Origin of the sequence: Shewanella sp. SM87 (assembly GCF_025653705.1) — a bacterium.
GTDB lineage: Bacteria > Pseudomonadota > Gammaproteobacteria > Enterobacterales > Shewanellaceae > Shewanella > Shewanella oncorhynchi.
The window spans coordinates 1-12771 of the sequence record NZ_JAKKSC010000056.1; the positions used below are offsets into that span (position 1 = coordinate 1).

The 12771-nt window shown below is 45.2% G+C and carries 12 protein-coding genes, 1 tRNA gene and 2 rRNA genes; 6 read left to right on the forward strand and 9 right to left on the reverse strand.

The genetic code is table 11. The features are described 5' to 3' along the window. Together L5M11_RS23010 and L5M11_RS23015 are read left to right on the forward strand one after the other, a co-directional pair. A partial coding sequence (locus L5M11_RS23010) for a transposase (protein ID WP_263191153.1) occupies nucleotides 1-213 on the forward strand: 213 nt, incomplete at its 5' end. A gap of 214 nt (nucleotides 214-427) precedes the next feature. Beyond that, entirely contained in the window at nucleotides 428-2398 is a 1971-nt protein-coding gene (locus L5M11_RS23015; protein ID WP_263170268.1) for an RNA-binding domain-containing protein, read from the forward strand. Between the two features lie 154 nt (nucleotides 2399-2552). Here the strand turns inward: L5M11_RS23015 and L5M11_RS23020 are convergent, their stop codons facing one another. The 4 genes from L5M11_RS23020 to L5M11_RS23035 all read right to left on the reverse strand — a co-directional run bounded on the left by L5M11_RS23020 (nucleotide 2553) and on the right by L5M11_RS23035 (nucleotide 6270). Then, nucleotides 2553-3737: an NAD(P)/FAD-dependent oxidoreductase gene (locus tag L5M11_RS23020; RefSeq protein WP_263193374.1), complete on the reverse strand. Its 1185-nt coding sequence runs from the start codon at nucleotides 3735-3737 to the stop codon at nucleotides 2553-2555. Between the two features lie 296 nt (nucleotides 3738-4033). Continuing rightward, the gene (gpsA, locus tag L5M11_RS23025) at nucleotides 4034-5050 is read right to left on the reverse strand and encodes an NAD(P)H-dependent glycerol-3-phosphate dehydrogenase (protein WP_173497252.1); all 1017 of its coding nucleotides are present in this window, start codon (nucleotides 5048-5050) and stop codon (nucleotides 4034-4036) included. Nucleotides 5051-5054: 4 nt separating this feature from the next. After that, nucleotides 5055-5540, reverse strand: coding sequence for a protein-export chaperone SecB (gene secB, locus L5M11_RS23030; protein ID WP_006083777.1), 486 nt, complete (start codon nucleotides 5538-5540; stop codon nucleotides 5055-5057). A 295-nt stretch (nucleotides 5541-5835) separates the two neighbouring features. Beyond that, nucleotides 5836-6270: a rhodanese-like domain-containing protein gene (locus tag L5M11_RS23035; RefSeq protein WP_105253030.1), complete on the reverse strand. Its 435-nt coding sequence runs from the start codon at nucleotides 6268-6270 to the stop codon at nucleotides 5836-5838. A gap of 267 nt (nucleotides 6271-6537) precedes the next feature. On the opposite strand from L5M11_RS23035, the gene gpmM reads away from it, so the two are divergent. From gpmM to L5M11_RS23055, 4 genes are read left to right on the forward strand one after another with little or no spacing between them, the layout of a single operon-like run. Continuing rightward, nucleotides 6538-8082, forward strand: coding sequence for a 2,3-bisphosphoglycerate-independent phosphoglycerate mutase (gene gpmM, locus L5M11_RS23040; RefSeq protein WP_105250842.1), 1545 nt, complete (start codon nucleotides 6538-6540; stop codon nucleotides 8080-8082). 10 nt (nucleotides 8083-8092) lie between these two features. Continuing rightward, complete coding sequence (locus L5M11_RS23045) at nucleotides 8093-9226, forward strand: murein hydrolase activator EnvC family protein (RefSeq protein ID WP_113941204.1); 1134 nt, start codon at nucleotides 8093-8095, stop codon at nucleotides 9224-9226. Nucleotides 9227-9258: 32 nt separating this feature from the next. Beyond that, on the forward strand, nucleotides 9259-10467 hold the full coding sequence (locus L5M11_RS23050) for a S41 family peptidase (protein ID WP_263186873.1): 1209 nt from the start codon (nucleotides 9259-9261) through the stop codon (nucleotides 10465-10467). A 9-nt stretch (nucleotides 10468-10476) separates the two neighbouring features. Beyond that, nucleotides 10477-11232 (forward strand): divergent polysaccharide deacetylase family protein, encoded by a 756-nt coding sequence (locus L5M11_RS23055; RefSeq protein ID WP_263186874.1) that lies wholly within the window; start codon nucleotides 10477-10479, stop codon nucleotides 11230-11232. Here L5M11_RS23055 and L5M11_RS23060 read toward each other — a convergent pair. The 5 genes from L5M11_RS23060 to L5M11_RS23080 all read right to left on the reverse strand — a co-directional run. Beyond that, nucleotides 11207-11662 carry an Rrf2 family transcriptional regulator gene (locus tag L5M11_RS23060; protein WP_105250838.1) on the reverse strand — a complete coding sequence of 152 codons (456 nt, stop codon included), beginning with the start codon at nucleotides 11660-11662 and terminating at the stop codon, nucleotides 11207-11209. The genes L5M11_RS23055 and L5M11_RS23060 overlap by 26 nt on opposite strands. Before the next feature lie 22 nt (nucleotides 11663-11684). Beyond that, nucleotides 11685-11939: a YkgJ family cysteine cluster protein gene (locus L5M11_RS23065; RefSeq protein WP_131525655.1), complete on the reverse strand. Its 255-nt coding sequence runs from the start codon at nucleotides 11937-11939 to the stop codon at nucleotides 11685-11687. A 315-nt stretch (nucleotides 11940-12254) separates the two neighbouring features. Next, nucleotides 12255-12331 (reverse strand) — tRNA-Asp (locus L5M11_RS23070). 36 nt (nucleotides 12332-12367) lie between these two features. Beyond that, nucleotides 12368-12483, reverse strand: a 5S ribosomal RNA gene (rrf, locus tag L5M11_RS23075). A 188-nt stretch (nucleotides 12484-12671) separates the two neighbouring features. After that, a 23S ribosomal RNA gene (locus L5M11_RS23080) occupies nucleotides 12672-12771 on the reverse strand; the annotation flags it as partial.

Consider the following 12771-nt stretch of genomic DNA (forward strand, 5'->3'; position numbering starts at 1 on the left):
GGGAAATCTGTTATTCCAAGGCGCCGCTATAAGAATACACCTCAAGAAAGAGTCGATTGGTGCTTATATCGGTATCGACATTTAGTGGAGAATGCTTTTGGAAGAATTAAGCACTATCGAGCAATATCAACAAGATATGACAAGCTAGCAAGAAATTACGCCAGTATGGTGTCACTGGCGTTTATGTTAATGTGGCTGCCGATATATTGCTGAACAACATTTGTACAGCAAAGATCAACAGACCCTAGATAATCTCGATCCAAAGTAGCAGATAAGGGCACAACATGATTACTAGCAACTCTGCCTCGAATGGTTTGAAAACTAAGTACAATTATCAAAAACGTGACAAAGCCATACGTAACGTTTAGAAATAACTAATTACCGAGCTTTAAAGTAAATACTACTCATCGCAATGATGGATCCGCAGATGCAAAGAATCGAAATTCAAACACTATCTGACATTGAATTATTAGTGGAATCGCAACAGGTTGAATTTAAACTAGCTGCAGGAAAAGACGGCTTTGGTACATTGCCAAAAGATTTTTGGCCATCGTACTCCGCAATGGCAAACTGTAAAGGCGGATGGATCATTCTCGGAGTTAAAGAAAAAGAAAGGGAATTCATCCCTATTGGTATAAGTGAACCCGATAAGTTGCTACAAGACCTTTTTAATCAGCTCAATGATAGAGATAAAGTTAGTATCAATTTACTAACTGAGGAAAGTATCTTGCGTCTAAATGTCGAGCAAAAAACGATCTTAGCAATATATATTCCTCCTGCAATAAGAAAGCAAAAACCAGTTCACCTAAAAAAATCACCATTTAGCAATAATACTTTTGTACGCATACATGATGGTGACCGCCCATGCTCTGATGAAAGTGTTAAAAGGATGCTAGCGGAACAAATCCACGATAGTCGAGATGATGAAATTCTATCTGAGCACTACAACTTCATTGATGATATTGACTTAGATAGTCTAAAAATCTATCGCAACCTATTGTCAGCCCATAGCCCTCACCACCCATATCTAGACTTACAACTATTTGAGTTATTTAAAAAAATAGGGGGTTGGAGAAAAGATCGTGAAACCGGAAAAGAAGGGATAACACTCGCAGGTGTTTTAATGTTTGGACAATGGGAAGCAATTACGGCTGCCGCGCCTCATTATTTTGTCGATTACCAAGAAAGACCAGAAGCAAGAACAGAGCTACGCTGGGTTGATCGCGTAGTACCTGACGGTACATGGTCTGGAAATTTATTTGATTTCTATCGAAAAGTTTACCAAAAGCTCACCGCTGATTTAAAAGTCCCTTTTCATCTGGAAAATGGCCAACGTAAAACAGATACACCTATTCATACCGCATTACGTGAAGCACTAGTCAACACTCTTGTTCATGCCGATTATACTGAACGCGTGTCTGTTTTGGTGGTTAAACGCCCTGATTTATTTGGATTTCGTAATCCTGGATTAATGAGAATACAACTAGAAGATGTTATTACAGGCGGAATCAGTGATTGTCGTAATCGATTATTACATCAAATGTTTTTGTTGATTGGTCTTGGAGAAAGGGCGGGGTCAGGTATTCCTAAGATATATAGTGGATGGAAATTTGCAAACTGGCGAACCCCAAAACTGCACGAGAAAGAGCAACCAGCACAAACCATACTCGAATTACTAACTGCTAGCTTGATCCCAGATAACATCAGGCAGCAGTTAACCGAACAATTCGGAGAACGATTCAACCAACTACCTGCTTTTGAACAACTAATAGTGGCTGCTGCCGCAATCGAGGGATACGTTAATCATGAGAGAGCCTGTCAGCTGACCTCACAACATTCTAGAGAAGTGACATTAGCCTTACCAAAGCTCGAAGCAAAAGGTTTTTTGCAATCTACGGGAGAATATAAGCAGAAATTTTACACCTTACTAGGAGTGTCTTTACCTACACCTGAAGATGTTTTTTCTGAGAACTCCACATATTCAGGCTTGAACTCCACATATTCAGGCTTGAACTCCACATATTCAGACTTGAACTCCACACATAACATACGAGATAAATACGGACGCTTACTTAGTGATCACTTCAAAAAGCCATTCGTTGACTCTTTAGAGCTTTTAGAGGAGCAGTTTAAACATCACCTATTTTCTATTGCCGTTTTAGCGCGGGAAAAAAAATCCTTACCGAAAGAAACGATGCAAAACATCATTTGTGAACTATGTTCAGAACAATTTATCTCAACTTCAATCTTGGCTGAGTTACTACAGAGAAACCCTAATTCAATCAGGCAACAATACTTAAAAGATTTAGTAGATAATACGCGTCTTGAACTCGCATTTCCGCAATTAAAAAATACGCCTAAACAAGGATATTCAACGGTTGATATCAAGGGTGGCTAATACTCAATAAAGCCAATAAATCAACTTTTCTGATAATTTTGACCCTAAACTACCTTAACTCAACCAAATCACTCTTTTACAAACAACGCAGAGACACTAAAGAAAAACGAAGTAAATACGCCAAGATTACAAACTTTATTGTCTCTACACACAACTAAACCACTTGTCCTGCAGCCACGCCGGATGCCCAGGCCCATTGAAAATTAAACCCGCCTAACCAACCACTTACGTCCATGACTTCACCGATAAAGTAGAGTCCTGCGACTTTGCTGGCTTCCATGGTTTTGGATGACAACTCATTACTATCAATACCACCTAAGGTCACTTCGGCGGTGCGGTAGCCTTCAGTACCGTTCATCAATACTGTCCAGCGGTGTATATCATCCACAAGTTTTGCACGCTCGGCGTGAACTAGCTGATTTAACGCTTTGTTCAACAGGGCCTCATCGAATAGTACTTCCACCAGCCGTTTAGGTAACCATTGGCTGAGGGTATTGCGCAGGCTTTGTTTTGGATGTGCGGCGAGCTGTTGCTCTAGCAATTGCGCCAAATCCATATTCGGCAAAAGATCGATTTCTATGGTTTCGCCCGCTTTCCAATAGTTGGAAATCTGCAAAATGGCGGGGCCAGATAAGCCACGGTGAGTGAATAGCAGCGCTTCGCTAAATGCAGTGCCATCTTTGGCGGTAATGCGGCTCGGTACGGCAATGCCCGACAAAGGCTCGAAACGAATTTTATCTTCACTGTGCCAAGTAAAAGGCACCAGACCCGCGTGAGTTGGCAATACTTTTAGGCCAAACTGCTCGGCCAGTTGATAACCGTAAGGCGTGGCGCCGAGTTTAGGCATGGATAAACCACCCGTGGCGATAACCAGTGAATCGCAGCTCAGTTCACCGTTAGAAGTATTGAGCTCAAAGCGCCCTGCCTCGGTCTTTTTAACGGCCAGAATATCGGTGCGCAGCTTAATCGTCACGCCCGCCCATTCACACTCGGTCAATAGCATAGTGACTATCTCTTTAGCCGAGTCATTGCAGAACAATTGGCCGTGATCACGTTCGTGGTATTCAATGCCGTGACGCTCGACCATTTCAATAAACTGCTGCGACGGATAACGCGCGAGTGCCGATTTAACAAAGTGAGGATTACCACAGAGGAAGTTAGCGGGCTCGACTTTAAGGTTGGTGAAGTTACAACGCCCGCCGCCGCTGATGAGGATTTTACGCCCAGCTTGCTTGGCATTGTCGAGTACGAGTACATCACGGCCTCGGTAACCTGCGGTCGCTGCACACATTAATCCCGCGGCGCCGGCTCCGATAATAATGACATCATGATGTTTCACACTCTTACTCCACACAGATAAATTGATTGGCATTGGCTGCCAACGGGCAATTTGATGACTCGCGAACCTTTACAACAGCTAAACGGAGCAAAGATAAGCTCAAACGTTAGGCACAAATCCCCTCTTTCACCATCTGACCTCCAGGGATGGAGGAAATGCCCGTCTGATGTCGGGAACATCAAGGGCCCTGATGACCGGGGATACATCTTGCACACCAGAAGTCCGGGCACAAAAAAGGGCGCTATTTTAGCACCCTTTCCTTTATTCGGCATTACAGCATCATCACGGCTCGCGGTTTATTGCGTAGGCGTTTCTGATTTCTTTTCTCTGCTGAGCAGCTCTTTAGCAGCATCGACCGGCGCTTTGCCTTGATACAATACTTGGTAAATCTGCTCAGTGATTGGCATTTCAACCCCGAGGCGTTTCGCAAGCGTAAACACTTCTTTGGTATTGCGATAACCTTCAACCACTTGGCCAATTTCAGCCTGTGCTGTCATCACATCACAGCCTTTACCTAAGGCTAAACCGAAACGACGGTTACGGGATTGGTTGTCGGTACAGGTCAACACTAAGTCGCCTAACCCCGCCATGCCCATAAAAGTGGCCGCATTGGCCCCTAAGGCTTCGCCTAAACGCGTCAATTCGACTAAACCACGGGTAATCAAGGCTGTTCTGGCATTCGCACCAAAGCCGATACCGTCGGACATGCCCGCGCCAATCGCGATCACGTTCTTTACCGCGCCGCCCAGTTGCAGTCCGGTAAAGTCGTCATTGGCGTAAACCCGCAAACGTTTAGGGCTGTGTAACAGCTCGACGAGATCGTTGGTGAATTTAGGACAAGTGCCCGCGACCGAAATGGCCGTAGGTAAACCCATGGCGAGTTCTTTCGCGAAGGTCGGCCCAGATAACACCGCCAGCGGATATTGCTCACCTAACACATCACGGGCCACATCTTGCAGCAAACGTCCGGTTTCAGGCTCGAGCCCTTTCGTTGCCCATACGATGCGCGCATCGCTACGGAGTAACGGTTTAGCTTGCTCAAGCACAGTACCAAACACATGGCTTGGCACTACCACTAACACATTGTTGCTGGCGGCTAAGGCTTTGGCTAAATCGGCTTCGATCTGTAAACAGTCAGGAAACGCAATACCAGGCAAAAAAGCTTGGTTGCACTTGTCTTGAGCGAGCGTTTGCATGTGGACAGGATCGTGTCCCCATAACAAGGTCTTATGACCGTTGCTGGCTAAAGAAATGGCAAGGGCGGAGCCATAAGAGCCCGCCCCTAATACCGTGATATCGGCAGAGTTTTTCATGTAATTAAGCGTTAGCTTCTTCGGCAGCTGGTGCAGTCGCAGCAGCTTGACGTTGTTGCACGTATTGGGCAAACAGCGCGTCGAAGTTAACAGGTGCTAAGTTCAGTTGTGGGAAAGTACCACGACCAACTAAGCTGCCCACGGTTTCGCGAGCATATGGGAATAGGATGTTAGGGCAGTATGCACCTAATGAATGGGCCAATTGTGGCTCAGTCAGACCAGTGATAGAGAAGATACCGGCTTGTTGTACTTCACATAGGAAAGCGGTATCGCCACCGTTTTGTGCAGTCACAGTTAAAGACAGGACAACTTCATACACATCATCAGCTAATTTAGCGCTGCGCGTGTCTAAATCTAACTTAACTTCTGGGTTCCATTCTTTTTGGAATACCGCTGGGCTGTTAGGCGTTTCGAAAGACACATCTTTAGTGTAAACACGTTGGATGTTGAATTGTGGGGCTTGTTGTTCGTTGTTTGCTACTTCAGCCATAATTTCCTACCTATCCTATCAATGTTGTATCGGCTTTTCGTTGAAAGCCAATTATTATTTGAAAGCCAATTACTATTTAAACGTAAATTGGCTCGGGGCTTATGTTACTCAAGGCCTATATCAGATCTCGGTATCATCCCAACTTGTACCCATATTCGGGTATCGATCGAACCAGTCTAAAAACTTACATTAAGCCCTTAGCGACCGTAGGATCAGTATGCCAAACAATGATGACTTTATTACTGCACTATCCTGTGGATTGAGTGCAGCTTAAATCATAACTGCCGCCGACAACTTATCTTTTGCTTTTTGAAACAGGCATATTTGCTGCCTGCCATTCACCCATACCACCTTTCAAGTTGTACAGGTTTTCAAAACCTTGCTTACTCAAAAGCTGAGCGGCTTGAGACGAGGTCATGCCAGCATTGCATACCAATATAATGGGACTGGCTTTATACTTTTCAAGGGCTGATATCTGATTATTTTTAATATCGGCGAGCGTAACGTTAAGTGCATCAACAATATGGCCCTTGCGGAACTCGTCATTCGAGCGCACATCAACCACTTTAGCATCCTGTCTATTCACCATAATCGTTAATTCTTGATGAGAAATACTTTTGATTTTTGACATGCTCGATTTGATGATACTCGCGACAAGCACAACAAATAATCCCACCCAAGCCAAACTGAGCATTGAGTGAGCTTTAAAAAATTCGATATATTCTTGCATGATGATTGCCCGCATAAATGGCGAAAATTCGATAAGGGCACAGAGTATACCGATTGCCTTGGCAGAATGCAGCAGTTTAGTCACAGTTCGAGATCGCACTTTTAGTGCAATTGACTCTGTACTTGTCACAAGCCACTCACAGAATCGGGCGAATTAGTGATTCGATGACCTTAATCGGGGTAAAGCGCTTTTTCATACCCCGCTAACGTAGTAATATTTGACCAATTTCAGATTTCTATCGCTTCTATAAAACTTAAAGGTATCACTATGACGACAGCTAAACGTCCGCTCGCGTTGTTGATCCTCGATGGCTGGGGCTACCGTGAAAATACGCATAATAATGCGATTTTCCACGCCAAGACTCCGGTACTCGACCGTCTCAACGCTAAATATCCCCATAGTTTGATTTCAGGTTCTGGCTTAGATGTTGGCTTACCTGATGGCCAGATGGGAAATTCTGAAGTTGGCCATATTAACTTAGGCTCTGGCCGTGTGGTTTATCAAGAACTCACTCGTATCAGTAAAGCCATTGCAGATCATGAGTTTGAAAAAAATCCTGCGCTATGTGATGCGGTAGACTCAGCCATCAAAGCTGGCGGAGCTGTGCACATTATGGGCTTGCTTTCTCCCGGTGGCGTCCACAGCCATGAAGAGCATATCGAAGCTATGTGCCGTATGGCCGTTGCGCGCGGTGCAACTCAGGTTTATCTGCACGCTTTCCTCGACGGCCGCGATACGCCACCGCGTAGCGCTAAGGGTAGCCTGAGTCATTTTGATGATCTGTTTACTACATTAGGCCATGGCCGTATCGCATCGATTATTGGTCGTTACTTTGCTATGGACAGGGATAATCGTTGGGATCGCGTGTCGCAAGCCTACGATTTAATCACCCAAGGTAAGTCAAAATTCCAATACGACAATGCCGTTACAGCATTAGAAGCGGCTTACGAACGTAACGAAAACGACGAATTCGTCTCTTCATCGGCGATCACAGATGCCAACGGTCAAGTTGCGACCTTAAAAGACGGCGATGCCCTGATTTTTATGAACTTCCGTGCTGACCGCGCCCGTCAAATCACCCGTAGCTTTATTCACCCAGACTTCGATGGTTTCGAACGCGCTGTTATGCCGAAAATGCACTTCGTCACTTTGACTGAGTATGCTGGCGACATCACAGCACCTATCGCTTATCCATCTGAAAACTTAGTGAATACCTTAGGTGAAGTGCTGCAGAAACAAGGTCGTACTCAGCTGCGTATCTCTGAAACTGAGAAATACGCCCATGTGACTTTCTTCTTTAACGGCGGTAAAGAAGAGCCATTCGAGGGAGAAGATCGCATCCTAATCAACTCGCCTAAAGTAGCAACCTACGATCTACAGCCTGAGATGAGTTCAGCTGAGCTGACTGACAAGCTAGTCGCAGCAATTGAATCAACCAAGTACGACGTGATCATCTGTAACTACCCCAATGGTGACATGGTTGGCCACACGGGTAATTTCGATGCCGCCGTTAAAGCTTGTGAAGCTGTCGACGCTTGTATCGGCCGTGTGGTTGATGCGCTGGCGAAAGTGGGCGGAGAATGTATTATTACCGCCGACCACGGCAATGCCGAGCAAATGACCGACGAAACCACAGGTCAGGCTCACACGGCCCACACCAGTGAACTCGTGCCTTTCGTCTTTGTTGGACGCGATGCGACCATAGATGAAGGTGGTAAACTCAGCGATGTTGCACCAACCATCTTGACCTTGATCGGCGAAGCCATTCCAGCTGAGATGACGGGCAAACCCTTAATCCACATAAAAGAGTAACCGTTACCTAGTGAGCACTCGACTCCTTGTTAAAGCCAGCATTATTGCTGGCTTTATGATGTTATCTTTCTCGGCACACGCTTCTGATTTGGAGAAGCGTAAGTCCGAGTTAAAATCAATCCAAACGCAAATAAATCAACAACAAAGCGCATTAAAAACCACCAGTAAACAAAGAGAAAAACTGCTGTCATTGCTGCGTAGCGATGAAGAAGCGATTGCGTCAGCTGCCAAAAAAGTCAACAGCACCAAAAATAGCTTAGCGCAAATCGACACTAAACTTGCCGAGCTAAAACAACGTCAAGATGAGTTAGAAACGCTTAAGGTGACTCAACAACAAACACTGTCGAAACAGCTGTCGAGCGCCTATCTTGCTGGTAATCACGATTACACTAAGATGATGCTTAATCAGCAAAGTCCCGCCACTATCGAGCGTATGTTGGCTTATTACCAATACCTCAATAAAGCGCGGATGAAGTCGATCAACGAATTAAAGCAAACCTTGACCGAGCTAGATGAGATCAAGGTGTCGCAAACGAGTAAGCAAAAGCAATTAACGAAACTCGTGGCCGAACAACAAGTACAAGCTAAACGTTTGAGCCAAGAGCAAGATCAGCGTCAACTGACCATCAAAGAGTTGCAACGTACCTTAAATTCTAAGGGTGCAGAGCTCGAACAGTTGCAAATTGAAGAGGCCAGCTTAAAGCGTGTCGTTGAACAAGCGCTGCGGGCCATGAAAGATAATCCCTCGATGGAAGGCTTTGGTAAACAAAGTGGCAAACTTAAATGGCCGACAAAAGGTCGTGTGAGTGCTAGCTTTGGTAGCCAACGTTCCGGTCAAGTCGTGTGGAAAGGCACTATGTTGTCTGCACCAGAAGGGCAAAATATTCGAGCCGTTTCAGGTGGTAAAGTCATTTATGCCGACTGGTTACGCGGTTTTGGTCTTGTTATGGTCATCGATCACGGGAAAGGTTATATGAGTCTTTACGGTCACGCTCAAACCCTACTAAAAAGCCCTGGTGAGATGGTAAAAAGCGGTGAAGCGATTGCTTTAGTCGGACGTTCAGGTGGACAGAGCGAGCCTGGCCTATACTTTGAAATAAGGCATAAAGGGCAAGCCGTCGATCCAGCGAAATACTGTCGCTAATCATAACGGTCCCCTTATCACAGGGGACCGTTATGAAATACATGATCCGCTATATCAGTTGCGTTGGATTAGGTCTCACTTTAGGCCTATCCATCAGCCTCTCTGGTCAAGAAAATACTAAGTCCTATCGCAGCAATTTTGACTATCCGTTACTGCAAGATGTGCTTGAAACGGTTGAAACTTACTATATCAAAACCGTTCCCAAAGAAGAGCTCGTGCAGGCCGCCATCAAAGGCATTTTTGAACATCTCGACCCCTATTCCAGCTTCTTGAATCATCAAGAATTACTCGATCTTAAAGATTCTAATCGCGGCGAATATTTTGGTTTCGGTTTCGAAGTCGCGGCCCAAAAAGACCACATCAGCATCATAGCCCCCTTTGCCCATTCTCCCGCAGAGCAAGCGGGAATACGTGCGGGTGATATTATTATTAAACTTAACGACACCCTGGCGACTGAAACGAATCTAGCCGATATCCTTACTGAAATAAAAAGACATAGTCTCAATAATCAGAGCATTAACTTAGAGCTAAAACACAGTAATGACGATGCCACCTTTAAAGTGTCACTCAAGCCAAGCAATATCACTATAGAGTCGGTCAGCACTCAACTGCTTGATGGCAATATTGGCTATGTCAGATTAAGCAACTTCCAAGAAAACTCTAACGAAGATATGGTGCGCTCGCTCAGCCAATGGCAAAAAAAACCGCTCACAGGACTTATCTTAGACCTACGTAATAATCCCGGCGGCCTACTCGACCAAGCGGTTAAAATTGCGGATCTATTTCTCGCCAAAGGACGCATAGTCTCGACCTCTGGCCGCTTCTTCGACGCCAACTCTGACTACTATGCCTCACCGCAAACCATGCTGACTAACGTGCCTATGCTAGTGTTAATCAACAAAGGCTCGGCCTCTGCATCCGAAGTTCTCGCCGCCGCATTACAAGAAAATGGTCGTGCCAAACTCTTAGGTGAGACCAGCTTTGGCAAAGGTACAGTACAAAGCCTGATCCCAATTTTAGAAGATGGTAACGCGATTAAACTCACAATTGCCCAGTACAATACTCCTAGAGGTGAAAACATTCACAACATAGGGATCATCCCCGACATAAAAATTGCTGCCGAAACTGGTTCCGGCGTTGGTAATTTAGCTATAATCGACGCCCTATCAGCCCATGCATCACTGGCCCAAGATCACCAAGTGACCTCTGCCATTGCATGGATACAGCACCATGATGAATAAGAAGAAATTGTGCGCTTACTTTATTCCTTGGCCCTATTGGCCCTAAGCATTTCTCAAAGCTATGCTGCCCAGCTTGCACTCATTATTGATGACATAGGTTATCGTCATACAGATAAAGCCGTGCTGGCACTGCCCAGTACAGTAACACTCTCAGTATTACCTCATACCCCACTTGGCAAAGAACTCGCTAACGCAGGACACCAAAAAGGCCACGAAATTATGCTACATCTTCCCATGCAGGCGCTTAATGGTAAGACATTAGGGCTGGGGGGATTAACCAATACGATGACTGAGGCACAAATTCGCACCAGTGTTATTGATGCGATTAACAGCGTTCCCTTTGCCAAAGGTGCCAATAACCACATGGGGAGTCTATTAACTCAACTAGACGATCCCATGCTCTGGGTCATGGAAACACTCAAACAAGAGCAGCTGTATTTTGTCGATAGTATGACAACACGATTCACTAAGGCAGGGGATAACGCAGATAAGCTAGGCATTCCTTTACTAAAACGCCAACTGTTTCTAGACAATGATACCAGTACCAATGCACTCGAGAGACAATTTAACTTAATGATAAGTCAGGCACATACCCAAGGTAGCTTGGTGGTGATTGCCCATCCCTATCCAGAAACTATGCGCTTCTTAGAGGCTAACCTACACAGACTTAAAACCGAGGGGATTGATCTAGTGCCAGCATCGAGTTTGCTCCCCATCGGTATTGCACTTAAAAGTGGTACTAATCCAGTTGCAGTACTGAAATAGAAAAGTCTGGCAGCAAGGCGACTAACTCATCACGGTTACTCACAATATCCAGCAAAGTATATTGATCCAGCACATTCAAATAAGCTTCAACAGCCTGAGCTAACACGCCTTTAAGCTTACAGGCTGGTGTAAATCGGCAGTAAGGTTTGCTGCAATCAATAGGGGCGAGTGAGTTTTCTAACACTCGAACTAACTGGCCTAGGTTAATCTCACTCGCAGGCTTACCCAAACGGAAACCGCCCATCTTACCGCGGATGGTTTCAAGGTAACCCATCTTGCCTAAATGATGCACTATCTTAGAGACATGATTTGGTGACAGATCAAACACCTGCGTAATTTCAGCAATCCTAAATAAAGTTGTTCTATCTGGCTGAACCGCTAAATACATCAGGGTACGAACGCCAAAATCGGTATAACGAGTTAACTGCATATTTCACCTGTCAGCGATAAACTTAATGAGAGGTCTGAGATTCGAGTTGAGTAATCAACCAAATCGCCTCTTCGTTTGAATGACCACAAACATCTTCAGATGCATCGAAATCACTACATACCGCAGGACGATCAGGCGAGCCGAAAATCAAACATAAATTGGCATCGCTCAATTGCACACAACGCTCACCCGCCGCCTTACCCTTTGGCATACCCGGAATACTGCTGCTTATTGAAGGCGCAATACAACAAGCACCACACCCAAGACGACAATTCATTTTCGTTACTCATGAAAGACATAAGGCATTATACCGTTTAATTTGTCCGAGATCAGTGTCACAGGTCAATACTGCCGAGTCGCGCACAGGAGGTTTTCAGAACGTGAAAGAAACACTATCGATAAAGTGGAATAAAGATCGGCAAAAAAGTAGGTTTTGATTTTTAACATTGAAGCGAAAGCGTCATATTCTGATAAGGATTTCGTCTACATGATGGCCGAGTATGATGATAACCATGTGCGTCACTGGGACTAAATATCCGCGACGCCATAACGAAAAAAGCCTCATCTTTCGATGAGGCTTATCTCTTAATGTTGGCGGAGCGGACGGGACTCGAACCCGCGACCCCCGGCGTGACAGGCCGGTATTCTAACCAACTGAACTACCGCTCCTTTAGCTTAACGTCTACACATTAACCTAAATTAGGCGCTTGGCGATGACCTACTCTCACATRGGGAGACCCCACACTACCATCGGCGCGTTTGCGTTTCACTTCTGAGTTCGGGATGGGATCAGGTGGTTCCACAAGGCTATTGTCACCAAGCAAATTCTGYTTATTACCGTGTCCATCTCTGGMYCACGYTAATAATAATTCGGAAAGCTGATTTTCTGTTGAGTCTTTAACTTTATCAAGTATCTGTATTCTGTCTAAGGCTTTTCGTACGACCTCCATGGAAGGAGGAAGTGCTAGAAAATGTCTGGAACATTTTCAGTAAAACCCATCTGGGTTGTATGGTTAAGCCTCTCGAGTCATTAGTACATGTTAGCTCAACGCCTCACAACGCTTACACACCATGCCTATCAACGTCCTAGTCTCGAACGGCTCTTTAGA